Here is a 26402-nt window from a genome sequence, read left to right on the forward strand (position 1 = left end):
ACGGCGTCCGCGAGAACTTCCGGTCTAGCCCAGAGAACGGACCTTCTGAGGCCTGCTCCTCATGTCTCAAACGGGCCGGCCGCTGACTTTGTGGCAAACAAGCTCTGGTCGACAGCGACCTCGTTGTCTTGCCTTTCGGCAGCCGTGCATGGCGTCGCCGCAGCTGCTGTACCTGATCAGGGAGGAGAGGCGCGCTTGGACCTTAGCGAAGGCAGTGCCCGTCGTCATGATGCTCGCGTTACGGGACTCGCCATGGGGTCAGCCGTGGAACCCAGCGCGGGACATTGGCCCGAAAGTCCTCGTACTGCGCGCCAAATGTCTGCTTGAGCGTTGGTTCTTCGTACACCAAGACGAAGACGTGGAAAAAGAGCCAGAGCAGCGCGGCATACCAGAGGAGGCGCCAATCGCCGAATAAAAGTGCTTGACCAAAAATGACAGCAACGACCCCGACGTAAATCGGATTTCGGACGTGGCGATAGAGACCCGTGACCACCAGCTTCTGTGTCGGCGCGATCGGGGCTGGCGTTCCCAGCCCCTGCAGTGCAAACCGCGCGAACGAATCTACGACTCCGGGCACTCCGGCGATGATCAACATAAGTCCGATGGCGCGGGTCAGTTCAAAGCCGAAAGCCGGCCGGAACTCCCAATGCGTGATCCACCATGGGACGAACCCCGCCAGCACCAAGGGCGCGACGACGAAGAATAGAGCAGAGCCCAAGATGGCAATCGCCTTCGACACGGGTAGCCCTGGTACCAATGTTGAAATCCACACTACTGCAACCAAGCGCGAACCGGAAGACGGACCAAAAAGCTGCTTCCATCCCAGGCCCCAAGTCGGAAGCGCGATGTCGGAAGCGCCATGTCGGCCTGGGGTCAAAAGCCGTCGATCGCGACCGAACCTAAGGACTTCCGGTTCACTTCGGAGAGCCAACGTTCTCGATGGTCATTCATGCCGTCAGCTATGGGCCCAGGCTGTGTGAGGCATCGTCAACGCCGGTCGGCGTTTCCCGGACGGATCACCACACACGCGACGGAGGCAGCCTTGGGTGCTGGAAATCGGTTCTGCAGCTCTACTGCAATTGTGTTTGTGCACAGCGTGCCAGGTTGGCCCTGACCACGAGGTGATGAAATGGCCTGATCGCGTTGAGATAGGTGAAGCCCAGGGCATTGTGGGTATGCACAACGGTTGTCGCGATGAGCAACGTGCCTGTTGCAGAATGCCGTCGGAGCAGAGATAGCCGGAAGTCGAGGTGTCGGTCATCTGTGCCGAGCACAATTTCGTCCTTGCCCTCCCACTGCACCGGGAAGAAGTCCACCCGTTCATGGCTGTCCGGGGACGTCCTGACCGCATCGGAGGTTTTGATGCCAAAGGGCGTCACCATGGCGTCCCGCAGCGCGATCAACGCCTTTTGCCACGCGGGTGGATTGACGAGTGTCCGCGTCGCCACCTCGCGCATGCTCAGCTGTTCCGACGCGCTCAAGTCGATGCTGTAGCTGTCGAGTAAACTGGCGTTCTCGTACCAGCTCGCAACGACACTTTCCGACGGCGGCGTCGTCCGGCGTACCTGCGGTTTGCGGTCCAAACCCATGCTCATGACGATGTCACCTATTCAAGGGGCCAATAGGAGAGCCAATCTCAGTTTTAGACGCGGTCGTTTCCCGACGCGGAGCTCGCAACTTGTAGCTGGTTTGCTGGCCTTCAATTCTACGGTGGCCGCCGCGGGCTCTCAAGGCCGATCTGCGCGTTGCAGCACTGATCCTACGAACGATGCAGGGGTCGATGTTCGAGGCGTATTCACACTCAAACCGCGCGGGACTGTTAGCGGCTAGCCGCATTGAGAGGGATGTCCGCTTTGGGGCGTTTGCGGACCTCTACCTGAGACGCGCGTGGGTCCGCTAAGGGCCATTAGCGGTCATAGCTATCGATCCGCCATTTGATCCATGTTAGGTGGTTCTCATGGGCACGTTCTATACCGACGAGCAGATCAAGGAAGCGATTGCGGCCTTGGAGGGCCACACTCCCGGTATCTGGGAGAGAATGAAAAATCGGGCTTCAATGTGGACTGATCCTCACAATGAGGAACAGGAGATAGAACTGACAGCCATCGTGCGCGTGATGACTATCGTTTTGCCCAAGGTGTCGTTCGTTGTGCAGGCCCAGGACCCGTCCAAGGCAGAGACCTGCCTGAGTTTAGATTTAGGCGATGCTGTGCGGGCCGCAATCGCATCCGCCAAGGACGCTTCCTAAATCGCAAGCTGCGCGAGGTTCGCTCCGGGTCGAACACGAAAGTCGGCGCGCCTTCCGCCGAAGTCCGCTAGTCCCCGGTGAGCATCTAGCGGAGTGGACGAAGGTCTCTGGAGGTTGAAAGGCGATCATCGTGTCCGGCGGCCCCGCGACGGGAGGGGTTCCTTTTTGCTCGCCGCCGGTGTTTCCTCTGTCACGGCGGAGAACGGGCATGCAGGGATCGCTGGGGGAAAAGATCGGTGAAGGCGCCTACTCCGAAGCCTACGCCTGGGCGCCAGGGCAAGTCGTCAAACTGTTCAAGCCCGGCTTGCCGCGGCGGATGCCCTGGTTCGAGGTGCAGATGATCCGCGCCGTCCATGCTGCCGGCGCTCCGGTGCCGGAGGTGTTCGGCGAGGTGACCCTGGACGGGCGCTTCGGCATCGTGCTGCAGCGCCTCGACGGACCGACCCTGCTGCAGCTAACCCGAACCGGCGCGGTGACGTTCGAACAGGCCGGCGCGATCGTCGCGGCTCTTGCCATGTCCATTCACAAGACACCCCTGCCGCCGGAGGTCCTCTCCATGCGCGAGTACATGGAGGCTCAGTTGGGGCACGACGACGGCAAGCTCCCGAAGCACGTCGCCACTGAAATCCTCGCGCTGATCGATCGCTTGCCGCCGGGCGACGGGCTTTGCCATACCGACCTGAGCCCCGGTAACGTGATCATGACAGCGGAAGGCCCAAAGCTGGTCGACTGGATCAGCGCGATGTGCGGGCCCGCCGTCCTCGAGCTTGGGTTCCTGCGCGTGATCCTGTCCGAACTCGGGCCGGAAGTCGCCGACAATCCGGAGCGGCCGCGTGCGACCAATGCGGCGGCGCAATCCGAATATGCTCGGCTGGCCGGCATGTCTCTCGCGGAGCTGACGGCGGCAATGGAGCCGTATTTGCCCATCGTCCGCTCCTTCGCCGTTCTCGGCAACGCGGTGCCTTCGCTGCGGGAGCGGCTGATCCAGCGCATCGAAGCGGCCCTGCGCTCGGAGGACTGAATTGTTCTGGTCGCGCGCGCCCTCCCGTTTGCGGGAAGGGCTGGGGTGGAGTATCGCCGCGAATCCGATCATGGAGAGAGCTCCCACCCGCCGCGCTCCGCGCGTCGGCCTCCCCCGCAAGCGGGAGAGGCGAAGCGAGTCTGCGGTCCGACTGATTCAACTCACCTCATCTCGATTGATCCGCATGGTACGAAAGTAGGCACCGGCGACAACGGTCGCGGTACGAATACCGGCGGCAACAACATCCGGTTGTTAAGCTTTTTCTGGGACTTTCCGGCCGGCGCTAATGCCTGGAGTTCCGCTGGCCCCATGTTCAAGCTTCGATCGATTGCCGCCCGCCTGATCCTGGCGATTTCACTGACCGTTGCAGTCGCCTGCGCCATCCTCGGCAGCTTCTGCATCAGCCAGCAGCGCACCCTGACGCGGCTCGCGCTCGATCAGCAGCTCAAGCTGCAATATGACAGCGTGATTGCAGCGATCGAATACGAAGGCCGCGCCGCGCTTGCGGTCTCGGCCGTGATCGCCGCCCTGCCGCCGGTCGAAGAGGCCATCGCCAAAGGCGACCGCGAGGGCCTTGGGAAGCTGCTCAATGCGCCCTGGGCCGCGATCAAGGCGCAAGGCATCCCGCTGATCTCGTTCTGGCAGGCGCCGGCGACGAGCTTCTACCGGGTCCATGCGCCCAAACTGTTCGGCGACGACGCCTCCACGCGGCGCACGACGGTGGTGGAATCGATCAAGGCCGGCAAGCCGATCGTCGGCGTCGAGCCCGGCCGCGAAGCACTGTCGATCTTCGGCATGAGCCCGGTCATGCATGACGGCAAGACGCTGGCCAATGTCGACGTCGGCGCCGCCTTCGGCAAGGAATTCGTCGACCGCGCCAAGAAGCGCTTCGGCATCGACCTCGCCGTGCATTCCTTCGACGGCAAGGTCTTCAAGCGGCTGTCCTCGACCTTCGGCGACACCGTGGTCGCGACCCAGGACGAGCTCAAGGGCGTGATGAACGGTGCAGCCCTGCTGCGCGACGCGACGCTCGACGGCCACGCGGTGGAGCTCTATCTCGGACAGATCAGGAACTATGCGGGCGAGCCGGTCGCCGTGCTCGAGATCATCAAGGACACCAGCGACTATGAAGCCGCCGCGGCGGGCGCGCAGCGCAATCTGATCCTCGGCACCGTCGCGATCCTGGCCGCGGCCGTGTTGCTCGCATTCCTGCTCGGCCGCGGCCTGTCACGGCCGCTCACCGCGATCACCGCGGTCATGAACCGCCTGTCCAGCGGCGACACCAGCGTCACGATATCAGGCAGCGAGCGGCGCGACGAGCTCGGCACGATGGCGAAGGCGGTCGACGTGTTCCGCCGCGGCATGCTCGAGACCTCCTCGCTGCGCGATGCGCAGGAGGCCGACAAGCTGAAGGCTGCGGCCGACAAGCAGGCGCTGCAGCGGCAGATGGCCGACCGCTTCGAATCCGACGTCAAGGGCATGGTCGCCGCCGTCGCGCAATCGTCGAGCGCCATGCAGCGCGTCGCGGGCGAGATCACCACCAGCGTCAACGGCACCTCCGAACGGACCGCGGCGGCAGCCGCCGCGTCCGAGGAAGCGTCGGCCAGCGTCAATGCGGTCGCGGCCGCCACCGAAGAGCTGGCCTCCTCGATCACCGAGATCGGCCGCCAGGTCACCCATTCCAGCCGCGTCGCCGACAATGCCGTGGCCAAGGCGATGGAGACCACGGAGATGGTGACGAGCCTCGCCGCATCCGCCGAGAAGATCGGCGACGTGCTGCGCCTGATCAGCGCGATCGCGAGCCAAACCAATCTGCTGGCGCTCAACGCCACCATCGAGGCTGCGCGCGCCGGCGAGGCTGGCCGCGGCTTTGCCGTGGTCGCCGCCGAGGTGAAGGAACTGGCGAGCCAGACCGCGAAGGCGACCGACGAGATCGCCGGACAGGTCGGCGCGATCCAGTCCGCCACCGGCAATTGCGTCAGCGCGATCGGCGACATCAGCGGCACCATCCGCGAGATCTCGGGCATCGCGACCGCGATCGCGGCCGCGGTCGAGCAGCAGGACTCGGCGACGCGGGAGATCGCCCGCAGCGTGCAGCAGGCGTCCTCCGGGACCGTCGAGGTGTCCGCCAATATCGCAGGCGCGAGCGAGGCAGCCGGCCAGTCGCGCGCCCTCACCGGCAATGTGCTGGATACGTCCGGCCAGCTCGGCGATCACGCCTCCGCGCTGTCGCACAGCGTCGACACCTTCCTCGCCGGCCTGCGCAACGCGGCCTGAGCGGCGGGCTATGTGACGTTCAAGGCGCCATGGTAGATTGACGCGATACGTCGTCCTCGCGGAGCCCTCCATGCGCAAGCCGGCAACATCGACCAGCAAGGTGGCACGACGACCGCAAGCGAAAGCAGCGGACGCGCTGTTCGACGCCTACCCTGCCCCCGTCAAAGCCAAACTGCTGGCGCTGCGGCGCCTGATCTTCGAGACCGCGAAGGCCACCAGGGGCGTCGGCTCACTGCAAGAGACGCTGAAATGGGGGCAGCCGAGCTACCTTACACCGGAGACCGGCAGCGGCAGCACGGTCCGGATCGATCAGGTGAAGCCCGCCGCCGACCAGGTCGCGGTCTACTTCCACTGCCAGACCAATCTGGTCGAGACCTTCCGCGAGCTCTATCCCGAGCTCAGCTACAGCGGCAACCGCGCGATCCTGCTCGATGTCGCGGCAAAGCTGCCCGAACCCGCGCTGCGCCACTGCGTGGCGCTGGCGCTGACCTATCATTTGAAGAAACAGACGACAGATAGCAGGGCCTAGCTCCACGTCATTGCGGGCAGCCGAGCGACGAAGCAATCCATCTCACCGCGCGTGAGGCTAGGGCGCGTATTCATCATTCCGGGATGTCCGCTTTCGAGGGGTAAGCGGACATGCGGTCCAGACCGCGGGGTGTCGCCTTGTGACCCGTTGCGGACCTCAGCCAACGATCGCCGCTCTGAAGTAGCCGCCACCGAGAGTGTTCGGGGGGGGGGGACGAAACAAAATCTGCCGGGATGAAACCATTTTCCGGCCTTCACGAAGGCATGGTGAAACAGTCGGGCGTTTAAAAATGGCATTGGAAGCGATGGGCAAAGTGGAACTGCATAAAGAACAACGATCGCCGTGGGGCGGGGAGCGGGGCCATGTCACAGATTCGCAAAGCTTTTTTAGGCGCTCTCGCGACCGCATTGACGATCGGCGCCGTGCAATTCGCTTCAGGTCACGACCTCGGAGACCGCTGGCAGGCGGCCTCTGAACAGCCAAGGCAGATCGTCAATCGCGTCGGCAAGGCAGATCATCTTGCTGCCCCCAAGCCGTTCGCAGTCCAGACGAAAACGGTTTCTCTGCGCTTGGACGATCAAGCCGATACCTCGGTCCTAATCCGTATTCCATTTGCGCAAGCCCGCATCACCAAGCCGCCGCTGTGGAATCAGAGCCGTAAGCCGACAGTCGCCTGCGAGCCCATGGTCAGCGCGCTCACGGAAGTCGCAAGGCTCCTGCAGCCCGGCCGTTGCGTGACCTGATCGACTCAATCCGCTTTCCGGGGTGAGGCGGATAGGTCTGTGAAGCTCTTTGATGTCGTGCTTTGACCCGAACCGGAATTCGGTCGGTTTCAACGCGCCGCAAACTCCGGGGGATCACGGCTCCGACGGCGTCCCATAACGGCCGAAATGTGGCGTTTGCCATGCTCACTCGCCTATTTCTTTCCCCTCCTTCGCCCAGCTTAGAGCGCGTTTCGTATCCACGATTGCCGCGAGCACACTTAGTGCAGAGAGTTCGTTGCGTCCGGCGGAGCAAGCGATGCATACCGAACCGTCCTTTCAGCGCAAGCTGCGCCGCATGCTTGTTGCTGTCGCCATCGTTGGCCCCGTGGCGCTGGCGCCGGAAATGAGTGCGGCCGAAGGCTTGCTTGATTTCTTTTTCGGTGGCGGCCAGAAGCAACAGCAGCAGACCTCGTCTTTCAACAACAATCCGCAATCACCACCGCCCCGGCCGGTCGTCGTAAGCGCGGGACCTGCCTTCTGCGTGCGCAGTTGCGACGGCAAATATTTTCCGCTGATGCGCGGCGCGGCCTCGCCGGCGCAGATGTGCCAAGCCTTCTGCCCGGCAAGCCCGACCAAAGTTTTCTTTGGCTCCAGCATCGACAGAGCCTATGCCGCAACCGGCGAACGATACGCCGATAGCGAAAACGCCTTTGCCTATCGGAAGGCGCTGCGCGCCGATTGCACCTGCAACGGCCACAATCCCGCCGGTCTTGCGTCAATCGATCTCGCGATGGACGGGTCGTTACGCTCGGGCGACGCGGTCGCTACCGCTGACGGGCTCGTTGCCTATTCCGGCATACGGGTCGGCAACGACCAGAACCCGGATTTCACGCCGTTAGCGTCTTCCGAGTTGACCCGCACGCCGCTTCCGGCAACGACCATCACGCCGAAGCCGGTGCCCGCACGCGACTAGCGCGTAGATGCGGATTGATGTTGCAGTCACTGTCCGACGATCACATCTTGCGAAGCTTCTTCCGGTGTTGGCCCAAGGCCGAAGTTTTACCCGTCCGTCAGCACGTCAGCTAATTTGGGCAGAGCGGATGCCGCCTGGCTTGATCGCCATGGGTCGCCTTTGACCCCAAGCGGACTTCTGTTGACCTAGATCAACATCAGCGGGCGCGAGACTCCGCTTCCTAGCGTCCATGTGGCCGCAGCCCTCTCCACAATCCCGGGTAGATCAGCATCAAGGACGACCCCGATGAGATGTAGATTGATCAGTCTGACGTTTGCTGTCTCGATAGTTCCAATCGTTGCGAATGCGCAAGTAACCATTGATATGGGCAAGATCATATGTAGCCAATATCTCGCTATGCCGCAGTCACAGTCGGATAAATTTTCTGCCTGGATGAGCGGCTGGTTCAGTTATCAGAACAGCAGGACTTTTGTGGATCTTGCTTTGCATCAACAAAATATCGCCAACGTAAAGGCATGGTGCCAATACCATCCGGCGGAAAGCGTTATGTATGGCTTGCAACAATCGGTAGGCAAAAATTGACGGCCCGGGAGTTTGGAGGATCGTTATGAGATGCAGGACTCTTGTCGCTTCTGCGATTTTGATAGGCGCGGTCTCAGCGCCGGCCTCGGCTCAGATCAGGCTGGACATGAACAAGATCACTTGTGGAAATTGGCTGGGATACGGTTCAGCAGACCGGGATTTCGTAAGGTATTTCATGAGCGGCTACTATAGCGCGGCCGCAAAAAATAATGTCTTGGACTACGACCGCTTGCAAAAGAATTCGGAAAAAGTTGCCGCCTATTGCAAAAAGCACAAATCCGACACGCTGCCGACCGCCATTCAAAAAAGCGCCAGCTAGATTTTGGACCCCGACGGGCGCCGCCGCCGGAGCCTTAGCCGGCGACATTGCCACGCCTCGACCGAGAGTTGAACGGACCACCGGAAACTGCGCAACCGCCTCCTTATCGTTGCGCGCATAACCGTGCGTCGGTTCAGTACGTCTCCTTTTGGCCCTTTGCGGACATTCACTCAGGCATCGTCGATGTCTGCTTTTGAGGGCAGCCAGGACCTCGCCATTCCCGCGCACGCGCGTACCGGCTTTTATGAGTACACGCCCTGGATGGATTGCTTCGCGGAGCCTGCCATCCGGCGGCGCTTCGCGCCGACCGGGTGGCGCGCAATGACGCGGTGGAGACAGCCTCGCTACGCCGCCGTCGCGACGCGCTGCGCCTTCAGCAGGCTGACGACTTCGGCGTTCGGCCGCGCGCGGCTGAACAAAAAGCCCTGGCCCTCGTGGCAGCCCTCGGCGCGCAGGCAGCTCAGCTCCGCCTCGGTCTCGACGCCCTCCGCGGTGATGGTGACGCCGAGCCCCACGCCGAGGCTGACGATCGAACGCACGATCGCCTGCGCGTCCGGGTTCGCGCCGAGGTCGCGCACGAACGACTGGTCGATCTTGATCTTGTCGAACGGAAAGCTGCGCAGGTAGCTCAGGCTCGAATAGCCCGTGCCGAAATCGTCCATCGACATCCGCACCCCGAGCGCGCGCAGCGCATGCAGCGTCGCCAGCACTTGGCTGCTCTTCTCGAGCAGCAGCGTCTCGGTGATTTCGAGTTCGAGCCGCCGCGCCGGCAGGCCGGATTGCCGGAGCGCGTCGGTGATCAGCGCCAGCAGGTTGCCAGTGCGGAATTGCAGCGGCGACAGATTGACCGCGACGCGGACGTCGTCGGGCCATTGCGTCGCATCCATGCAGGCGCGACGCAGCATCAGCGCGCCCAGCGGATTGATCAGGCCGGTCTCCTCGGCCACCGGGATGAACTCGCCGGGCGAGATCATGCCGCGCTCCGGATGCGGCCAGCGCACCAGCGCCTCGAAGCCGGTGATGCGTCCGCTGGTGAGATCGACCAGCGGCTGATAATAGGGCCGCAGGCCTTCGTTCTGGATCGCATCGCGCAGATCGATCTCGATCTTGCGGCGGCTCTGCGCGCGCGCATCCATTTCGGCTTCGAAGAACGAGAAGGTGCCGCGGAATTCGCTCTTGGCGCGCGACAGCGCCATGTCGGCGCTCTTCAAGAGCTTCTCGGAATCCTCGCCGTCGCCGGGCGACATCGCGATCCCGATGCTGGCGCCGACCACCACCGAATGGCCATCGAGCAGATAGGGCTCGCCGATCGCATCCAGGATCCGCCGCGCCAGCAGCACCGCGTCTTCCGGCCGCATCACGCCGCCCTGCACGATGGTGAATTCATCGGAGTTGAGCCGGGCCAGCGCGTCTTCCTCGCGCAGCGTCGAGCGCAGGCGCTTGGCGACCCCGCGCAACAGCTTGTCGCCGATGCCGTGGCCGAGCGTGTCGTTGACCGCCTTGAAGTTGTCGAGCCCGAGCATCAGCACCGCGACCTTGTCGGTCGAGCGGCGGGTGTGCTGCAGCATGTCTTCCATCTGCTGGCGCAGCAGATTGCGGTTCGGCAATCCGGTCAGGCTGTCGTGCTGGGCCATGAAGGCCAGCCGCGCCTCGGCGCGCTTGCGTTCGGTGATGTCCATCAGCGCGAGCAGCATCGCCGGCTGGTCGCCATGCATCAGCTGGCGCGAATAGATCGCAAGGTCGATCAGCGTACCGTCCGCACGCACATGCTTCCAGGTCCGCGCCGCCTGCTCGTCGCTGCTGCGGCCTGCGGCCCAGGGCAGCTCGGCATCGAACGCCTGCAGGCTCTTGATCGTCATCTTCTCGAATTCGGCACGAACATAACCATAGTGCGCGATCGCGGCGTCGTTGACCGCCAGAATCTTCTCGCCGTCGAGTGCGCACAGGATCATCGGCACCGGATTGCCGTCGAACAGCAGGCGGAACGACGCCTCGCGCTGTTTCAGTTCGGTGATGTCGACGCGCAGGCCGACGATGCCGCCATCCGAGGTCAGCCGCTCCTCGATCAGCACCACGCGGCCATCGGCCAGGACCTGCTCGTGCCGCTCGCCCGGCTGGTACATCCTCTCGAGCCGCTCGGCGATCCACTCTTCCTCGCGCCCGGCGGCCTCGGGATAGTCGCCGCGCGCGACGCCGACGCGGATGGTGTCTTCCAGGCGCGCGCCTTGCTCGAACAGGTCGGAACTGCGCTTGTAGATTTCCGAGTATTTCTTGTTCCAGAGGGTGTAGCGGCCTTCGGGGTCCAGGAACACGATGCCTTGCGGCAGGATGTCGATCGCTTCGCGCAGCCGCGCATTGGACTTGCGGGCCTCGACGATCGCGGCATCGGCCTGCGCGCGCTGGCGCACCAGCTCGCCGATCTCGACGGCGGTACGGCGCGAACTGCCGGACATCTTCGGCAGCGGCATCGGCCGGCGGCCCCGAGGACCGGACAGTTTGGCCTGTTTCGGTTTCTTGATTTTTTTCGGCCGCATCATCGGTATCGCACGCCCCACGCGCATTCCAGTTCGGTGACATTCCTGCGATAAGTCTCTGAAAAATTGGTATCTCTCGGCGAATAGCTGCGCTGCCTGAGAAAGCCGGAGCTGCCCGCTTTGCAGGCGAGCTCACGCCTGATGCGCGTAGCTCGCGGTGCGCACGCGGCGAACAGCGCAGATTTGCGGCGTGGAACCGCCGTAGCGTGGTGAAGGAAGCGTAAATCGGTGCGCAGCTGCACAATGAACGCGCCGGATGCGGCTCAAGCGCACGAATGTTTGCCAGCGTGTGACAGGGTTATCGCAGGGTTAAGACACCGCCCGTTCGCGCGCGAGCGGCGGAGCTAGTGCCTTTCCCGTTCCGATTGAATCGGAACGGGGCTCTAGATTCTCGTTTTGACGCGTTTTCTTCACGCGAACCGGCACCCACTTCGCTCGAAAACGCTCTAATTGGTGATCTCGATCCGCGTGCCGCCGCGGCCATTGCGCTCGACCAGCCCGTAGAGCTGTGCTGCGTGCGAGGGATGCAGGCGCACGCAGCCATGCGAGGCCGGCCCGCCGAGACGCGTGAGCTCGTAGGTGCCGTGGATGGCGAAGCCGCCGTGGAAGAAGATCGCGTATGGCATCGGCGAGTTGTAGTACTTCCGCGAGTACCAGCGGCGCGCCATCATCTGCGGACGGAACACGCCATTCGGCGTGCCATAGCCGCGGCGCCCGGTCGACACCGGCCAGTTGTAGCGCGTCGCGCCGTCGACGCTGACCGCCATGCGCTGCGATGATTTATCGATGTGAACGACGATGTCGGCGCGCGCCGGAGAGAGCGCCAATGCCGATGCGGCGATCGCGGCGGCAAACGCCAGCCGTACGCAACATACGCTTGTCATCATAACGCCTGCCTTGAAATTATGCGCGCATGATGTCGCCAACTGCGCGCTTGTAAAGTGGCGTGGATCACATGCGAGCCGGGAAGCCGCGGGTGATCTTGATCCGCCTTGTGGGCGATCAAGCAAATGGGATGAAAGCGCGGTTGGCCTGCCTCGAATCCATGTTAGCCTTGCGCAGACAGAGTGATCCGAATGACACCCCGCCTGCGTCTGATCCCGCTCCTGATCTCCACCCTCCTCGCCTGCACCATCTCCGCGCGTGCGCAGGACAAGGGCTCGCTCAATCCGCAGCCATTGCCGCCGCTCGCCGACCCTGACGATCCAACGATCGGGGCGAAGCAGCTGTTCGCGCGCAAGGTGCTGCCGGCGGCGATGCCGACCCAATCGATCGGCGGCTATACCAAGGGCTGTCTCGCCGGCGCCGCGCAGATGCCGCTGAACGGCGACACCTGGCAAGTGATGCGCCTGTCGCGCAACCGCTACTGGGGTCACCCCGACACGATCGCGCTCCTGAAGCGGCTTGCGGCCAAAGTGCACAAGGACGCCGGCTGGCCGGGCATCCTGGTCGGCGACATCGGCCAGCCGCGCGGCGGCCCCGCGCTCTCCGGTCATGCCAGTCACCAGATCGGGCTCGACGCCGACATCTGGCTGACGCCGATGCCGGATCGCAAATTGTCGCGTGAGGATCGCGAGGAGATGTCGGCGGTCATGATGGTGCGCGACGATCGGCTCGACATCGATCCGCGCGTCTTCACGCCGGCTCACGTGCTGGTCCTCCGCGACGCGGCGCGCGAGCCTGCCGTGCAGCGCATCTTCGTCAATCCCGCGATCAAGAAGGCGCTGTGCCGCGAGGCCAAGGGCGACCGCGGCTGGCTGTCAAAGATCCGGCCGTGGTGGGGCCACGACTACCACTTCCACATCCGCATGCGGTGTCCGTCCGGCAGCCCCGCATGCGAGGGACAGAAGCCGCAATCGGAGGGCCAAGGCTGCAAGCCGTCCGATCTCGCCTTCTGGTTCAAGGACTCGGTGCTGCATCCGAAGCCTCCGCCGAAGCCGCCGAAACCGCGCCCGCCGATGACGCTGGCGCAGATGCCGGCGGCCTGCAAGACGGTGCTGAACGCAGCCGACGCCAAGCAATAATATTCAAGCAATAACATCTTTGTCAGGCGGCTTTTCCGGCCGGCTCGAACTGCGTTATGTTCTCGTGTCGTCGCGCCGTAAGCGCGTTCGAGCGATCGATCGGGGCCGCTGATCTCTTTTCATCCGTCACAATTGCAATGGACCAGTCATGCGCAAATCGCTCCTCGCCGCATCGCTCCTGCTTGCCTCAGTTCCCGCCTTCGCGGCGGAAGAGCCGAGCGGCTGCGACAAGTTCAAATGGTCGATCGACCGCGCGCGCGCCGCGCTCACCGCGCCCGATCGCGCCAAGCTTGCCTCGGGCAGCGAGCAGGCCGCGCTGCCGCCGACCGCCATCACGCTGGCGCTGGTGGCGCCCGGCGAGGCTAAACTGCCGAAGCCGCCGGAGCGCGCGCCGAAGGACGGCACCTTCGCCGGCTTCACCAGCTTCAAGGCCGCACCGAAGGCCGGGCTCTATACCGTCAGCCTCTCGGCCGGCGCCTGGGTCGACCTGGTCCAGGACGGGCATTTCCTGAAGCCGAAGGCCTTCAGCGGCGCGACCGATTGCGACGGCATCCGCAAGACCATGAAATACGACCTCACTGCCAGCCCCTTCGTGCTGCAGGTCAGCGGCTCAAAAGAGGACTCGCTGTCGATCGCGATCCAGCCGTCGGACGAATAGATCGGTTAGACAAACGGTCGCCTTTACCGTAAGTCCCAGCCTGCTATGTTTGCAGTGCGATATCCCCGAGGACCGTAAGTCCTTCGGAGACCCGCGGAACAGCGCTTCCGTCCGTCGCGCCCAGAACCCACCCAACGCCAGATTCGCGCGCCCCGTTCGTGCGCGAGCTCGCACGGAGCGCTTTCCATGTCACGACTTGCCGGACTTTTCACTGCCTTCGTCATCCTGCTCGGCGCGTTCCATTCGCCCGCGCGCGCCGAAGACAAGACGCTCACCGTCTTTGCCGCCGCCTCGATGAAGAACGCGCTCGACGAGATCGATGCGGCCTATACCGCCAAGACCGGCGTCAAGATCAGCGCCAGCTATGCCGCGAGCTCGGCATTGGCAAAGCAGATCGAGCAGGGCGCACCGGCCGACGTGTTCGTCTCCGCCGACACCGACTGGATGGACTATGCGATCAAGCAGAAGAACATCAATGAGCCGACGCGGGTGAACCTGCTCGGCAACTCGATCGTGCTGATCGCGCCGAAGGATTCCATGATCGGCAATGTCAGCATCGGACCTGGCTTCGATCTCGCCAAGCTCGCCGGCGACGGCAAGATCGCCACCGGCGACGTCAAGGCGGTCCCGGTCGGCAAATACGCCAAGGCCGCGCTCGAAAAGCTCGGCGCGTGGCAGGCCGCGGAGCCGAAATTCGCGATGGCCGAGAGCGTGCGCGCGGCGTTGACGCTGGTGGCGCGCGGCGAAGCCGTGCTCGGCATCGTCTATTCGACCGACGCCAAGGTCGAGCCCGGCGTCAAGATCGTCGGCACCTTCCCGGCCGACACCCATCCCGCGATCATCTACCCGGTCGCGGCGACCACGACCGCGAAGCCCGAGACCGCTGACTATCTCGCCTTCCTGCGCTCCTCGACAGCGAAGACGATCCTGGAGAGGTACGGCTTCAAGTTCCTGATCAGCCCGACGACCTGACCCCAGCGCCGCCGATTTGACGTTCCTCCAGTGATTGCCGCGCACACCGTGAGGAACGTCAAATCGATCAGCGGCACTGGCCTATTGACTCTTACTAGTGTCTGTTCCCGAAGTTCGTAACTGAGGAGCCGCACTTGCATACGAACTTCGGGAATAGACACTAGTGTTCGAGATCTCGCCGACCGAATGGACGGCGATCCTGCTGTCGCTGCGGGTCGCCGTCATCGCAACGCTGGTGGCGACCCCGTTCGGCATCGCGCTCGCCTGGCTGCTGGCGCGGCGCGATTTCTGGGGCAAGTCGCTGCTCGATGCCGCCGTGCATCTGCCGCTGGTGCTGCCGCCCGTCGTCACCGGCTATCTGCTGCTGCTGACTTTCGGTAAACGCGGATTGGTCGGCGGCTGGCTGGCCGATCATCTCGGCATCGTCTTCGCGTTCCGCTGGACCGGCGCCGCGCTCGCTTGCGGCGTGATGTCGTTTCCGCTGCTGGTGCGCCCGATCCGCCTGTCAATTGAAGCGGTCGACCGCCGCCTCGAGCAGGCCGCCGAGACGCTCGGCGCCGCGCCCTGGCGGGTGTTCGCAACCGTGACGCTGCCGCTCGCGCTGCCGGGCGTGCTGGCCGGCATGGTGCTCGGCTTTGCCAAGGCGATCGGCGAGTTCGGCGCGACCATCACCTTCGTCTCCAACATCCCCGGCGAGACCCAGACCATATCATCGGCGATCTATTCGCTGATCCAGACGCCTGACGGCGACACTGCCGCGGCACGGCTCGTGATCATCTCGATCGTGCTCGCGGTCGGTGCGCTGGTCGCTGCCGAAGTGTTCGCGCGCCGCGCGACCGCGCGCCTGCACGGACAATAGCGATGCTGCGCGTCGACATCACCAAGCAGCTCGGCGAGTTCTCGCTCGCGGCGGCGTTCACCAGCGAGGGCCGCGTCACCGGCCTGTTCGGCGCATCCGGCTCCGGCAAGACGTCGCTGATCAACACCATCGCCGGGCTGGTTCGTCCTGATCGCGGCACCATCGTGATCGACGGCGAGACGGTCGATGACACCGCAGCCGGCATCCATGTCCCGACCTATCGGCGGCGCATTGGCTACGTCTTCCAGGACGCGCGGCTGTTTCCGCATCTCGATATCAGGCAGAACCTCGACTATGGCCGCCGCATGAACGGCCTCGCCGAGGATCCTGCGCAACACAAACGCGTCGTCGACCTGCTCGACATCGGCGCCCTGCTCGACCGGCGCCCCGGAAAGCTCTCCGGCGGCGAGCGGCAGCGCGTCGCGCTCGGCCGGGCACTGCTGTCCAAGCCGCGGCTGTTGCTGCTGGACGAGCCGCTGGGCGCGCTCGACGAGAGCCGCAAGCTCGAGATCCTGCCCTATCTGGTGCGGCTGCGCGACGAGGCCGGCGTCCCGATGGTCTATGTCAGCCACGACGCGGCCGAGCTTCGCCAGCTCGCCACCCAGATCGTGATGCTGCGCCGCGGCCAGGTCACCGCGTTCGGCGGTGTTAAGGTGTTGACGGGCGGCGCGTAGCTGGCCGTTTTTCCGAAAGTCGGCATAAGATAGCCCATCTTGTCTGCTAGGCCCGGATCGGGACATCCGATCGGGCATGGGGAAAGGTGCACTTTGCGACTGACTGGCTGGGTATTGCTGCTGATCGGCGGGCTGCTGTGCGCCACGATTTCGTGGGCCGCGCTCGGTTTCCTGCTGATGGGCATCGGCCTGATCTCGCTGCAGGTCGCCGAGCGCCGCCGACGCCTCGGTGATGATGCCGTGCCGGCCGGGGCCGGGGAATTTACCCCACCGCGCCTCAGTCGCGGGCTGCAGCCGCCGACCCTCGACCCCATCACCGGCCAGGAAAACGGCCAGGAAAATGGCCAAGACACCGGACCGCAGCGCCAGCCGCGCCGGGTGGCCTGGCCCGACAAGAAGGCGGACGCGCCCTATGACCGGCAGGCCTGGCGCCGGCTGGTGGAGAGCGATCTCGATCTCGCCCAGCTTGCCCAGGTGCTGGCCGATTACGGCCCGCAATATGTCGATGAGCTCGCTGCCAGCTATCTCGCAGCCCCCGACAAGAGCCGCCTGGGCGCGATCGTCGACGGCATCATCGCGCGCGCCCGCGACGGCCAGCCGGCCCCGCCGCCCGCGCCGGTCGAAGGATCGCGGCCACCGCCGGTGCCGCCGCCCCGGCCGGAGCCAAAGCATATGGCCGCCCCTGCCGCCAAGCCAGCGACTTCGCCGAGCAATTCCGCCGATGCGCTGGAAGCATCCCTGCTCGCCACGGTCGAGCAGGCTTCCGCCAGGATCGCCGCCGAACGCGCGGGTCTCTTCAAGCCTGCCAAGGAGCCGGACATGGAGCCGGGCAACGCCACCGACAGCCGGCCGTCGACGGCGAGACAGCGAGAACCGCTGTTCGGGCGCGCCCCCCGGGACGCGAAGCCCGCCGAGCCGCCGCCGATGCCCGCTGCACCACCGGCCACGCCGGCGGAGACGCCCGCCGACCTCGAAGCATCGTTCATCGACGCGGTCAGCGGGGCCGCCGCCAGACGGGCGGACACATTCAAGCCAGCCCCGGTGTCGGAACCGCCGAGGCCGCCACCGGCGAAGGCCGAGATCGGCGCCAATCCGCCCAAGCCCGTTCCGCCTCCGCCCGCCAACACACCATCTGCGAAGACACCGCCTGCAAAAACAGCGGCCGATAATCTCGACGAGACGCTGCTCGCGGCGCTGGCCGAGATTTCCGGCCAGAAGTTCAAGGACGAGCCGAAGCCGGACGCTGCGTCCAAGGGACCGCCGGCCGACGACGGCCTGTCCGACATGATCGAGAAGTTCGCCCCGGATTCGAGCTTCCTGCGCAAGCAGTGACGGCGCCGGTCTTATTCTGACGCGTTTTCTTCACGCGAACCGGCATCCACTTCGCTCGAAAACACGTTAGACGCCGGCGACCGACGCCCAGATATCGGCGAGCTTTCGCCGGACGGTCTGCATCCGCGTCTGCGGTGCGACCTCCTCGTCTTCCTCCGGCAAGCGCAGGCCGACGACATTGACGCGGCCGCCGCCGATGCTGCGCGCCACCAGCACGATCTCGTCGAGCGCAAGCTCGGCACCTTCCTTCGGCGCGCGATCGAGATTGACGTCGAAATAATCCGCCAGCGTCAGCTTGGCCTGGTGCTCGTCGACCTTGACGCCGTAGATCTCGGCGAGCTCGCCGAGCGTATGCTCGCCCGACACCATGAAGTCGCCGAGCAGATGCGGATCGGGCGCGCTCGACGGCGCCATGTCGACGAAGAAGCGATCGAGCGCCTCGGCGCGCTCCGGCGGCGCCAGCAGATAGATGTAGTCGCCGGGCGCGACCGGATCGGCCTCGACAGGCGTCAGGATCCGCTCGTCGCGGATCACCAGCGTCGGCTTCGACCAGGACGGGATCAGGCCGCGGCGGAAATACAGGCTCTTCGACCGCACCGGATAGCCGACCAGCTGCTGCTCGAGCTGGCCGGGCAGATCCAGCTCGACGCGGCGCGGGCCGCGTTCGGCGCGCGGCAGCGCGACGTGCAGCCGCCGCGCCGCCGGCGCCAGCGTCCAGCCCTGCAACAGCAGCGAGATGATGACGACGACGAAGGCGACGTCGAAATAGAGATAGGCCTTCGACAGGCCGACCAGCATCGGGATCGAGGCCAGGAAGATCGCGACCGCGCCGCGCAGGCCGGTCCAGGCGATGAAGACCTTCTCCCGCCAGTTGAACTTGAACGGCGCAAGACAGATCAGCACCGCCAGCGGCCGCGCCACCAGCATCAGCGCGAACGCCACCAGCACCGCGCCGCCGGCGCTGGAGAGCAGGCGATGCGGCGACACCAGGAGCCCGAGCAGCACGAACATCACGATCTGGGCCAGCCAGGTCGCGGCGTCGAGGAAGGTCACCACCGAATTATGCGCGCGGGTCGGCCGGTTGCCGATGATGATACCGGCGAGATAAACCGCGAGGAATCCCGAGGCATGCACGATCTGGGAGCCGCCGAAGATCACCAGCGCCGCGGTCGTGACGAACGGCGCATGCAGGCCCTGCGGGAGCGCGACTTGATTCAGCGCGATCACCACCAGCCGGCCGCCGATCACCCCGATGATGGCGCCGAGCACGGCCTCCTGGATGAACTCCATCGCGATGTGCGAGGCCGAGCTCTGGCCGACCGAGATGAACTCGACCAGCATCAAAGTGAGGAAGATCGCGAACGGATCGTTGGTGCCGGATTCCGCCTCCAGCGTCGCGCCGACGCGCGGGCGCAGACGCAGGCCCTGGGTGTGCACCAGGAGGAACACCGCCGCGGCGTCGGTCGAGGCCACGACGGCGCCGACCAGCAATGACTCAGTCCAGTTGAGGTCGAGCACATAGCGGGCGACCGGTGCCGTGATCAGCGCGGTCAGCAGCACGCCGGCGGTCGCCAGCATCATCGAGGGCGCCAGCACGGTGCGGATGCTGGCAAACCGCGTCTTCAGTCCGCCGTCGAACAGGATCAGCGCCAGCGCCACCGAGCCGACCAGATAGGTGGTGCGGACGTCGTCGAACTGCAGCCGGCCGGGGCCGGAATCGCCCGCCAGCATGCCGACCAGCAAGAACACCAGCAGCAAGGGGGCGCCGAACCGCAGCGCCAGCAGGCTGGACAGGATGCCGGCCATCACCAGCACCGCACCGAGCAGGATCGCTATACTGACGGAGTCGAGGGATGCCATGCGCCTTTGGAGGTCTCAAGGACTTGGGAGGTCTCAAATACTTGCAATTGCATCCTTATCGTCGCCACACTGGGACGCCAACCGATTTCTGTCCTAAGCGGCATTGTGCCCGGCCCTGTCAGCCCCTAGGTCGCCCCGACACTGTGGTGTATCGATGGTCGCGTGCGCGCCTTTGTGGGATTCTCGCCCTACCTTCGAATCACATTTGCCTGACCCGCGCTGCAAGTTGAGATTTTGCCGATGGACATGAGCTGGAAGGACGTCCTGGAATCGATCCAAATGGCGGCGCGCTCGGTCGGCGCCGAGATCGCTTCACCCTGGTTCTATCTGCAGTTCGGCATCATCCTCGCCGCCGCGGGCCTCGCCTACGCCGCCGATACCGCCATTCATGCGCGGGTCAACATGTCGTCGCTGGCGAGCCGCTGGCCGCTGCCGCTCCGGCACTTCGCCCGCGTGATGGTATCGAGCGCCTCCACCGCCGTGTTCGCGGTGTTGATGGTGATTTCGCGCATCGTGATGTGGCACGCGACCTGGCCGAGCCGCAGCTATTTGATCGCGGTCTCCGCCAAGCTGGCGCTGGCCTGGCTGGTGATCCGCCTCGTGACCTCGGTGATCGACAACGCCTTCATCGTCAAACTGGTCTCGGCCGCGGCCTGGGTGGTCGCCGCCCTCAGCATCATCGGCCAGCTCGACTGGGCGGCCGACACGCTGGATTCGTTCGCGGTCGTCGTGGGCGGTCTGCGGCTGAGCCCGCTGCTGCTGATCAAGGCCGGTGCGGTGCTGATCCTGGCGCTGTGGCTGAGCAATATCGCCAGCAATTTCATCGACGGCCAGATCACTCGCTCGACCGACCTGACCCCGTCGATCCAGGTGTTGCTGGTCAAGATCATTCGCATCGGCCTGATGGTGGTCGCGGTCGCCATCGCCTTGAGCGCCGTCGGGATCAACCTGTCGGCGCTGGCGGTGCTGTCCGGCGCCGTCGGCGTCGGCATCGGTTTCGGCCTGCAGAAGATCGTCGCCAATTTCATCTCGGGCATCATCCTGCTGGTCGACAAGTCGGTGAAGCCGGGCGACCTCGTGACCATCGGCGACAGCCAGGGCCGCATCAGCGCGATGAAGACCCGCTACATCTCGGTCGCCGCCGGCGACGGCCGCGAGTTCCTGATCCCGAACGAGGATCTGGTGACGCAGAAGGTCACCAACTGGACCTATACCGACAAGAATACGCTGGTGAAGATCGCGTTCGCCGCCAATTACGACGCCGATCCGAGGCTGGTCTGCAAGCTCGCGATCAATACCGCGACGGCCCACGCCCGCGCGCTCAAGGGCAAGCCGCCGAACTGCATCCTGACCGAATTCGCCGAGCTCGGCATGAAGTTCTCGCTGACCTTCTGGATCGCCGATCCCGACGGCATGGACGGTGTGAAGAGCGACGTCATGCTGTCGCTGTGGGACGCCTTCAAGCAGGACGGCATCAAGGTGCCTTACCCGGTGCGGGAACTCCGCATCCGCGGCGGCGCACTGCCGGTCGAGAGCGTGGTCGAGGTCTCCAGCTAGCGCCTCCGTGCGGCTTTTTCGGACAAGCGGCCACCGCCGTTCCGGATTTGACCGGAAAATCAAGCCGTTTGAGCATTGTCCCCATGCCCAAGCTTGGCTTGCGCCGGGCGCGCCGATCATTAAATTAGGGTCTGAAATCAGCCCCTTGCCCGCAGAAACATCCCGCCCATGAGCTATATCGACGCCACCGACACCTCGCTTCGCAAGACCGGCCAGATCAAGCTGCACGGACCGAGCGGCTTTGCCGGCATGCGCAAGGCAGGCGCCCTGGTGTCGAAATGCCTCGACGCGCTCACCGACATCGTCAAGCCGGGCGTCCCGACCTCGGTCATCGACGAGTTCGTCCGCAAGTTCGCCTTCGACCACGGCGCCTATCCGGCGACGCTGATGTATCGCGGCTATCGCTATTCGACCTGCACCTCGATCAATCACGTGGTCTGCCACGGCATGCCGGGCGACCGCCCGCTGAAGGAAGGCGACATCGTCAATGTCGACGTCACCTTCATCGTCGACGGCTGGTACGGCGATTCCAGCCGCATGTATGCGATCGGCGCCATCGCGCGGAAGGCCGAGCGGCTGATCGAGGTGACCTATGAGGCGATGATGCGCGGCATTGCCGCCGTCAAGCCCGGCGCCACCACCGGCGATATCGGCCATGCCATCCAGAGCTTCGTCGAACCGCAGGGCATGAGCGTGGTGCGCGACTTCTGCGGCCACGGCCTCGGCCGCCTGTTCCACGACGAGCCGAACATCATCCATATCGGCCGCCCCGGCGAAGGCGCGCCGCTGAAGCCCGGCATGTTCTTCACGATCGAGCCGATGATCAATCTCGGCAAGCCGCATGTGAAGATCCTGTCCGACGGCTGGACCGCGGTGACCCGCGACCGCTCGCTGTCGGCGCAGTTCGAGCACTCGGTCGGCGTCACCGCCGACGGCGTCGAGATCTTCACGCTGTCCGAGCGCCACGGCGAGAAGCCGTGGGTTCAGGTGTAAGCATCCTCGACGAGGTCAGTAGTCGCTCCGCGTGCGCTCGACAATCTCCTCGGGCGTGTGGTTCTCGCCGATCGACATCGCGCAGATCCGCGACAGGTGCAGATAGGATAGCCCGGTCTCCTCCGCCCAGGCGTTGAACTGCGCCTGCACCTTGGCGAGATCGCGCTTCGACTTCACCTCCTCTGCGATATCGAGGCCGGCGTCGCGCAGGCAGGCGACGACGTCGCGCGAGGTGACGAAACCGTCCCAGCCGAGAAAGCGCAACAGCATCTGTCCGGTGTTGCCGCCGAGCCGGCTGCCGCGCTTGCTCAGCAGATCGAGCAGCCCGATCTCGTCCGATGACGGCCAGGCGCTAAGGAATTTTCCGAAGCTGCCATGCTCGCGCGCGATCTCCTGCACGAAGCGGCCATTGTCGCGCACCGACATGATCTTGGCGCCGTTGCGCACGATCCTGGCGTCGCTCGTCAACTTCTCCCAGAATTCATCGGGCTTGAACGCGAGCTTGGCGGGCTGGAAGCCGAGGAAAGCTGCTTCGAAGCCCTCCCATTTGGCGTCGATCACGCTCCAGGCGAAGCCTGCGCAGAACACGCGCCTGGTCATCTCGGCCAGCACGCGGTCGTCGCCGAGCTTTGCCAGCGCCTTGGCGCCGGCCGGCGGCCGTAGCAGTTTTTCGAGCGCCTTCGGCCCGCCCTTGCGCTTCTCCGCACGCGAGCGGATCACCTTGAACGATGTCACGCCGCCCTCCCCTCTTCGATCCTGAACGTTGCAGGTAACGGTAATTCGCCCGTCGCATCGTGGCAAACCGGTAAGTTGCATCGGCCCTTGCAAAACGCGGCAGGCACGGCATGGTTGTGGCCGATGCCCGCCAAACCCGACGCCAGCAACGACGAGGCCGACGAGACGCCGCATTATCACGGCCATCGCGAACGGCTGCGCGAGCGCTTCTACGCGGCCGGGCCGGACGCGCTGACCGACTATGAGCTCCTCGAGATGGCGCTGTTCGCCGCCATCCCGCGCCGCGACACCAAGCCATTGGCGAAAGCACTGTTGAAGAAGTTCGGCTCCTTCGCCGAGGTCGTGCATGCGCCGGTGGCGCGGCTGCGCGAGGTCGAGGGCGTCAAGGACGCCTCGATCAACCAGCTCAAGCTGCTCGCCGCGGCAGCAGGGCGGATCGCCAAGGGCGAGATCAAGCGCAGCATTGCGCTGTCGTCGTGGAACGACGTCATCGACTATTGCCGCACCAGCATGGCGTTCGCCGACAAGGAACAGTTCCGCCTGCTGTTCCTCGACAAGCGCAACCAGCTGATCGCCGACGAGGTGCAGCAGACCGGCACCGTCGATCACACCCCGGTCTATCCCCGCGAGGTGATCAAGCGCGCGCTGGAATTGTCGGCGACCGCGCTGATCCTGGTGCACAATCACCCCTCCGGCGACCCGACCCCGTCGCAGGCCGACATCCAGATGACCAAAGCCATCGTCGACATCGCCAAGCCGCTCGGCATCGCCGTGCACGATCACATCATCGTCGGCAAAGGCGGGCATGCGAGTTTGAAGGGGATGCGGTTGATGTAAGTCCCGGCAGCGTCCCTGCGAAAGCAGAGACCCATAACCACAGGGTTGTGATGTGAGAGTGAGCTGTGACCCCAGCGCTACGCAACAATCGAGATTTGGGGTAATGGGTCCTGGCTTTCGCCAGGACGACGATGAGGATGGCTCTCGATTCAAGTTGTCACACCACACGGTGTCATCACCCGCGCATGCGGGTGATCCAGTATTCCAGAGACGCCGAAAGCTTGAACCGAGGGGCCGCGGCGTACTGGATCGCCCGGTTGAACCGGGCGATGACAGTGTGGATGGGGATACACTTTCGCGTTCTCGTGGCATCTCAACGCTAGGCGCGCGCGTCTTGCTTCCACCGTCATTCCCCGGTGCGCAATTGTGCACCGGGGAATGACGGTGGAGAGAGGTCGTGATGGCACCCCCACGGCACCCGATCGTCACACGAACCACCGGCAACTGCCGCTAAACTAGCCAATGCAACGTTTTCCGCGCGGCGGCGTTTGTTGCAGGTTGAGTTGATGGCTTCCAGGCTTGGGGGACACGATGTCCGATTTCGTGATCGAGGAAGGGCTGCCCTATCCGCTGGGCGCCCATTGGAGCGGCCACGGCACCAACTTCGCGGTGTTTTCCGCCAACGCCACCAAGGTCGAGGTCTGCCTGTTCGACAACGAGCGCGAGACCCATCGCTTCGAGTTGCCCGAATATACCGACCAGGTGTTTCACGGCTTCATCAACGGCGTGCAGCCCGCAACGTTCTACGGCTATCGCGTGTACGGCCCCTACCAGCCCGACGGCGGGCACAGATTCAATCCGAACAAGCTGCTGCTCGATCCCTATGCCTGTGCCCATGCCGGCAGCCTGACATGGAATCCGGCGGTGTTCGGCTACAAGATGGAAACCGGTGACGATCTCACCTTCGACGAGCGCGACAGCGCGCCGTTTATGCCGAAATGCGTGGTGGTCGACCCCAATTTCGACTGGGTCCAGGAGGCGCAGCGGCAGGACGTGCACTGGGACGAGACCGTCGTCTACGAGACCCACGTCAAGGGCTTTACCAGGCAGCATCCGGGCATCCCCGAGAACCTGCGCGGCACCTATGCCGGCTTCGGCGCGAACGCGGCGATCGATCATCTCAAGGCGCTCGGCATCACCTCGGTCGAGCTTCTGCCGGTGCATTCCTTTATCAACGACAGCAATTTGCTGGACAAGCACCTCACCAACTACTGGGGCTACAACACGATCGGCTTCTTCGCGCCGGATCCGCGCTATGCCGCCGACGTGCCGAACAGCCTGCGCGAATTCAAGGAGATGGTGTCGCGGCTGCATGGCGCCGGGCTCGAGGTGATCCTCGACGTGGTCTACAACCACACCGCCGAAGGCAATGAACGCGGCCCGACGCTGTCGTTCAAGGGCATCGACAATGCGAGCTATTACCGCCTCTTGCCCGACAAGCGCCGCTACTACATCAACGACACCGGCACCGGCAACACGGTGAACCTGTCGCATCCCCGCGTGATCCAGATGGTGATGGACAGCCTGCGCTACTGGGCCGGCCACATGCATGTCGACGGCTTCCGCTTCGATCTCGGCACCATCCTGGCGCGCGAGGTCTACGGCTTCGACGAGCAGTCCGGCTTCCTGAAGGCGATGAACCAGGATCCACTGCTCGCGACCGTCAAGCTGATCGCCGAGCCGTGGGACTGCGGCCCCGGCGGCTACCAGGTCGGCGGGTTTCCCGCCGGCTGGGCGGAATGGAACGACAAGTACCGCAACATTGTGCGCGATTTCTGGCGCGGCGAGGCGGCGCCCGGCACACTGGCGCCACGGCTGCTCGGCTCGCACGACGTGTTCAATCGCGAGGGTCGCCGCACCTGGGCCAGCGTCAATTTCATCACCGCCCATGACGGTTTCACGCTGAACGACTGGGCGAGCTACAACAACAAACACAATGAAGCCAACGGCGAGCACAACAACGACGGCTCGCTCGACAACCACTCCTGGAATTGCGGCGCCGAGGGCCCAACCGACAACCCCGATATCATCACGTTGCGCGAACGCCAGAAGCGCAACATGCTGGCGACGCTATTGACCTCGCAGGGCACGCCGATGCTGCTCGGCGGCGACGAGTTCGGCCGTACCCAGCGTGGCAACAACAACGCCTATTGCCAGGACAACGACATCTCCTGGTTCGACTGGAATCTTTCCGACGACGCCGAGAAGCTGCTCGCCTTTACCAAGCGCATGATCAAGCTGCGGCGCGACTATCCGATCCTGCGCCGCAGCCGCTTCCTCTCGGGCGATCGTGATCCGCAGCTCGAGATCCGCGACGTGGTCTGGATCAGCTCGTCAGGCGTGGAGATGACGCAGTCCGACTGGACCACCGGCTGGATCAAATGTTTCGGCGTCGTGCTCGACGGCCGCGCCCGCAAGACCGCAATCGCCCGCGCGGGCGAGGACGACACCGTGCTTGTGATCCTCAACAGCTACGAGGGCGAGGTCGACTTCAAGCTGCCGGCGACGTCGGCGGGGCCACAGTGGTCGCTGCTGCTCGATACCAACGCGCCAGAGGAGGCGGCGGGTGCGCAGTTTGCGTTCGGTGGCACGTACAAGGCGGCGGGCCGTTCGTTCGTGCTGCTCACGGCGGACAAGGCGAAGTAATCCCGTAGCCCGGATGGAGCGCAGCGTAATCCGGGAACAGTCGAATCCTAGGAACGGAATCGCGGATT

At 64.4% G+C, this 26402-nt stretch carries 24 protein-coding genes; 18 read left to right on the forward strand and 6 right to left on the reverse strand.

The window, feature by feature from the left end; all coding sequences use genetic code 11:
- Positions 1 to 238 precede the first annotated feature (238 nt).
- Together ACE10Z_RS39970 and ACE10Z_RS39975 are read right to left on the reverse strand one after the other, a co-directional pair.
- The gene (locus ACE10Z_RS39970) at positions 239 to 739 is read right to left on the reverse strand and encodes a methyltransferase family protein (protein ID WP_375785580.1); all 501 of its coding nucleotides are present in this window, start codon (positions 737 to 739) and stop codon (positions 239 to 241) included.
- 331 nt (positions 740 to 1070) lie between these two features.
- Positions 1071 to 1595, reverse strand: coding sequence for a DUF2867 domain-containing protein (locus tag ACE10Z_RS39975; protein ID WP_375785581.1), 525 nt, complete (start codon positions 1593 to 1595; stop codon positions 1071 to 1073).
- A 362-nt stretch (positions 1596 to 1957) separates the two neighbouring features.
- On the opposite strand from ACE10Z_RS39975, the gene ACE10Z_RS39980 reads away from it, so the two are divergent.
- The 8 genes from ACE10Z_RS39980 (at position 1958) to ACE10Z_RS40015 (ending at position 8653) form a co-directional block, all read left to right on the forward strand.
- Complete coding sequence (locus tag ACE10Z_RS39980; RefSeq protein ID WP_375785582.1) at positions 1958 to 2248, forward strand: hypothetical protein; 291 nt, start codon at positions 1958 to 1960, stop codon at positions 2246 to 2248.
- Positions 2249 to 2456: 208 nt separating this feature from the next.
- Positions 2457 to 3269: an aminoglycoside phosphotransferase family protein gene (locus tag ACE10Z_RS39985; protein WP_375785583.1), complete on the forward strand. Its 813-nt coding sequence runs from the start codon at positions 2457 to 2459 to the stop codon at positions 3267 to 3269.
- Between the two features lie 309 nt (positions 3270 to 3578).
- Positions 3579 to 5546: a methyl-accepting chemotaxis protein gene (locus tag ACE10Z_RS39990; protein ID WP_375785584.1), complete on the forward strand. Its 1968-nt coding sequence runs from the start codon at positions 3579 to 3581 to the stop codon at positions 5544 to 5546.
- 70 nt (positions 5547 to 5616) lie between these two features.
- Positions 5617 to 6075, forward strand: coding sequence for a DUF1801 domain-containing protein (locus tag ACE10Z_RS39995; RefSeq protein WP_375785585.1), 459 nt, complete (start codon positions 5617 to 5619; stop codon positions 6073 to 6075).
- A 362-nt stretch (positions 6076 to 6437) separates the two neighbouring features.
- Entirely contained in the window at positions 6438 to 6818 is a 381-nt protein-coding gene (locus ACE10Z_RS40000; RefSeq protein ID WP_375785586.1) for a hypothetical protein, read from the forward strand.
- Positions 6819 to 7095: 277 nt separating this feature from the next.
- Complete coding sequence (locus ACE10Z_RS40005) at positions 7096 to 7752, forward strand: DUF2865 domain-containing protein (RefSeq protein ID WP_375785587.1); 657 nt, start codon at positions 7096 to 7098, stop codon at positions 7750 to 7752.
- Positions 7753 to 8049: 297 nt separating this feature from the next.
- The gene (locus tag ACE10Z_RS40010) at positions 8050 to 8334 is read left to right on the forward strand and encodes an HdeA/HdeB family chaperone (protein ID WP_223974847.1); all 285 of its coding nucleotides are present in this window, start codon (positions 8050 to 8052) and stop codon (positions 8332 to 8334) included.
- 25 nt (positions 8335 to 8359) lie between these two features.
- A complete protein-coding gene (locus ACE10Z_RS40015; RefSeq protein WP_375785588.1) occupies positions 8360 to 8653 on the forward strand; it encodes an HdeA/HdeB family chaperone in 294 nt (97 codons plus the stop codon).
- A 344-nt stretch (positions 8654 to 8997) separates the two neighbouring features.
- Here the strand turns inward: ACE10Z_RS40015 and ACE10Z_RS40020 are convergent, their stop codons facing one another.
- Both ACE10Z_RS40020 and ACE10Z_RS40025 read right to left on the reverse strand, forming a co-directional pair.
- Positions 8998 to 11190: a putative bifunctional diguanylate cyclase/phosphodiesterase gene (locus ACE10Z_RS40020; RefSeq protein WP_375785589.1), complete on the reverse strand. Its 2193-nt coding sequence runs from the start codon at positions 11188 to 11190 to the stop codon at positions 8998 to 9000.
- A 443-nt stretch (positions 11191 to 11633) separates the two neighbouring features.
- Positions 11634 to 12071: a L,D-transpeptidase gene (locus ACE10Z_RS40025; RefSeq protein ID WP_375785590.1), complete on the reverse strand. Its 438-nt coding sequence runs from the start codon at positions 12069 to 12071 to the stop codon at positions 11634 to 11636.
- 192 nt (positions 12072 to 12263) lie between these two features.
- Between ACE10Z_RS40025 and mepA the strand changes: the two genes are divergently transcribed.
- From mepA to ACE10Z_RS40055, 6 genes are all read left to right on the forward strand, one after another.
- A complete protein-coding gene (gene mepA, locus ACE10Z_RS40030) occupies positions 12264 to 13211 on the forward strand; it encodes a penicillin-insensitive murein endopeptidase (RefSeq protein WP_375785591.1) in 948 nt (315 codons plus the stop codon).
- Positions 13212 to 13359: 148 nt separating this feature from the next.
- Complete coding sequence (locus ACE10Z_RS40035) at positions 13360 to 13869, forward strand: hypothetical protein (protein WP_375785592.1); 510 nt, start codon at positions 13360 to 13362, stop codon at positions 13867 to 13869.
- A gap of 186 nt (positions 13870 to 14055) precedes the next feature.
- Positions 14056 to 14841: a molybdate ABC transporter substrate-binding protein gene (gene modA / locus ACE10Z_RS40040; protein ID WP_375785593.1), complete on the forward strand. Its 786-nt coding sequence runs from the start codon at positions 14056 to 14058 to the stop codon at positions 14839 to 14841.
- Between the two features lie 163 nt (positions 14842 to 15004).
- On the forward strand, positions 15005 to 15700 hold the full coding sequence (gene modB / locus ACE10Z_RS40045) for a molybdate ABC transporter permease subunit (RefSeq protein ID WP_342708339.1): 696 nt from the start codon (positions 15005 to 15007) through the stop codon (positions 15698 to 15700).
- 2 nt (positions 15701 to 15702) lie between these two features.
- Complete coding sequence (gene modC / locus ACE10Z_RS40050; protein ID WP_375785594.1) at positions 15703 to 16374, forward strand: molybdenum ABC transporter ATP-binding protein; 672 nt, start codon at positions 15703 to 15705, stop codon at positions 16372 to 16374.
- Positions 16375 to 16488: 114 nt separating this feature from the next.
- Positions 16489 to 17706 carry a hypothetical protein gene (locus tag ACE10Z_RS40055; protein WP_375785595.1) on the forward strand — a complete coding sequence of 406 codons (1218 nt, stop codon included), beginning with the start codon at positions 16489 to 16491 and terminating at the stop codon, positions 17704 to 17706.
- Positions 17707 to 17772: 66 nt separating this feature from the next.
- Here ACE10Z_RS40055 and ACE10Z_RS40060 read toward each other — a convergent pair whose 3' ends face one another.
- Complete coding sequence (locus ACE10Z_RS40060) at positions 17773 to 19566, reverse strand: potassium/proton antiporter (protein WP_375785596.1); 1794 nt, start codon at positions 19564 to 19566, stop codon at positions 17773 to 17775.
- A 240-nt stretch (positions 19567 to 19806) separates the two neighbouring features.
- Between ACE10Z_RS40060 and ACE10Z_RS40065 the strand changes: the two genes are divergently transcribed.
- Both ACE10Z_RS40065 and map read left to right on the forward strand, forming a co-directional pair.
- The gene (locus ACE10Z_RS40065) at positions 19807 to 21123 is read left to right on the forward strand and encodes a mechanosensitive ion channel family protein (RefSeq protein WP_375785597.1); all 1317 of its coding nucleotides are present in this window, start codon (positions 19807 to 19809) and stop codon (positions 21121 to 21123) included.
- A gap of 168 nt (positions 21124 to 21291) precedes the next feature.
- Positions 21292 to 22116: a type I methionyl aminopeptidase gene (gene map, locus ACE10Z_RS40070; protein ID WP_050426054.1), complete on the forward strand. Its 825-nt coding sequence runs from the start codon at positions 21292 to 21294 to the stop codon at positions 22114 to 22116.
- A gap of 15 nt (positions 22117 to 22131) precedes the next feature.
- Here the strand turns inward: map and ACE10Z_RS40075 are convergent, their stop codons facing one another.
- Positions 22132 to 22851, reverse strand: coding sequence for a DNA-3-methyladenine glycosylase I (locus ACE10Z_RS40075; RefSeq protein ID WP_375785598.1), 720 nt, complete (start codon positions 22849 to 22851; stop codon positions 22132 to 22134).
- A 123-nt stretch (positions 22852 to 22974) separates the two neighbouring features.
- Between ACE10Z_RS40075 and radC the strand changes: the two genes are divergently transcribed.
- On the forward strand, positions 22975 to 23688 hold the full coding sequence (gene radC, locus ACE10Z_RS40080) for a DNA repair protein RadC (RefSeq protein WP_375785599.1): 714 nt from the start codon (positions 22975 to 22977) through the stop codon (positions 23686 to 23688).
- 531 nt (positions 23689 to 24219) lie between these two features.
- Complete coding sequence (gene glgX / locus ACE10Z_RS40085; RefSeq protein WP_375785600.1) at positions 24220 to 26334, forward strand: glycogen debranching protein GlgX; 2115 nt, start codon at positions 24220 to 24222, stop codon at positions 26332 to 26334.
- Positions 26335 to 26402 lie beyond the last annotated feature (68 nt).

The organism is Bradyrhizobium sp. Pha-3 (assembly GCF_042258615.1).
In the GTDB taxonomy this organism is placed as follows: domain Bacteria; phylum Pseudomonadota; class Alphaproteobacteria; order Rhizobiales; family Xanthobacteraceae; genus Bradyrhizobium.

What these genes read in the sequence shown, in the direction of transcription:
- ACE10Z_RS39995 (WP_375785585.1), top strand. Translation starts at nt 5,617, where the DNA reads ATGCGCAAGCCGGCAACATCGACCAGCAAGGTGGCACGACGACCGCAA.
- glgX (WP_375785600.1), top strand. Translation starts at nt 24,220, where the DNA reads ATGTCCGATTTCGTGATCGAGGAAGGGCTGCCCTATCCGCTGGGCGCC.
- map (WP_050426054.1), top strand. Translation starts at nt 21,292, where the DNA reads ATGAGCTATATCGACGCCACCGACACCTCGCTTCGCAAGACCGGCCAG.
- mepA (WP_375785591.1), top strand. Translation starts at nt 12,264, where the DNA reads ATGACACCCCGCCTGCGTCTGATCCCGCTCCTGATCTCCACCCTCCTC.
- ACE10Z_RS40015 (WP_375785588.1), top strand. Translation starts at nt 8,360, where the DNA reads ATGAGATGCAGGACTCTTGTCGCTTCTGCGATTTTGATAGGCGCGGTC.
- ACE10Z_RS40060 (WP_375785596.1), bottom strand. Translation starts at nt 19,566, where the DNA reads ATGGCATCCCTCGACTCCGTCAGTATAGCGATCCTGCTCGGTGCGGTG.
- ACE10Z_RS39990 (WP_375785584.1), top strand. Translation starts at nt 3,579, where the DNA reads ATGTTCAAGCTTCGATCGATTGCCGCCCGCCTGATCCTGGCGATTTCA.
- ACE10Z_RS39985 (WP_375785583.1), top strand. Translation starts at nt 2,457, where the DNA reads ATGCAGGGATCGCTGGGGGAAAAGATCGGTGAAGGCGCCTACTCCGAA.
- ACE10Z_RS40025 (WP_375785590.1), bottom strand. Translation starts at nt 12,071, where the DNA reads ATGACAAGCGTATGTTGCGTACGGCTGGCGTTTGCCGCCGCGATCGCC.
- modA (WP_375785593.1), top strand. Translation starts at nt 14,056, where the DNA reads ATGTCACGACTTGCCGGACTTTTCACTGCCTTCGTCATCCTGCTCGGC.
- ACE10Z_RS39975 (WP_375785581.1), bottom strand. Translation starts at nt 1,595, where the DNA reads ATGAGCATGGGTTTGGACCGCAAACCGCAGGTACGCCGGACGACGCCG.
- ACE10Z_RS40020 (WP_375785589.1), bottom strand. Translation starts at nt 11,190, where the DNA reads ATGATGCGGCCGAAAAAAATCAAGAAACCGAAACAGGCCAAACTGTCC.
- radC (WP_375785599.1), top strand. Translation starts at nt 22,975, where the DNA reads ATGCCCGCCAAACCCGACGCCAGCAACGACGAGGCCGACGAGACGCCG.
- ACE10Z_RS40000 (WP_375785586.1), top strand. Translation starts at nt 6,438, where the DNA reads ATGTCACAGATTCGCAAAGCTTTTTTAGGCGCTCTCGCGACCGCATTG.
- ACE10Z_RS39980 (WP_375785582.1), top strand. Translation starts at nt 1,958, where the DNA reads ATGGGCACGTTCTATACCGACGAGCAGATCAAGGAAGCGATTGCGGCC.
- ACE10Z_RS40065 (WP_375785597.1), top strand. Translation starts at nt 19,807, where the DNA reads ATGGACATGAGCTGGAAGGACGTCCTGGAATCGATCCAAATGGCGGCG.
- modC (WP_375785594.1), top strand. Translation starts at nt 15,703, where the DNA reads ATGCTGCGCGTCGACATCACCAAGCAGCTCGGCGAGTTCTCGCTCGCG.
- ACE10Z_RS40035 (WP_375785592.1), top strand. Translation starts at nt 13,360, where the DNA reads ATGCGCAAATCGCTCCTCGCCGCATCGCTCCTGCTTGCCTCAGTTCCC.
- ACE10Z_RS40005 (WP_375785587.1), top strand. Translation starts at nt 7,096, where the DNA reads ATGCATACCGAACCGTCCTTTCAGCGCAAGCTGCGCCGCATGCTTGTT.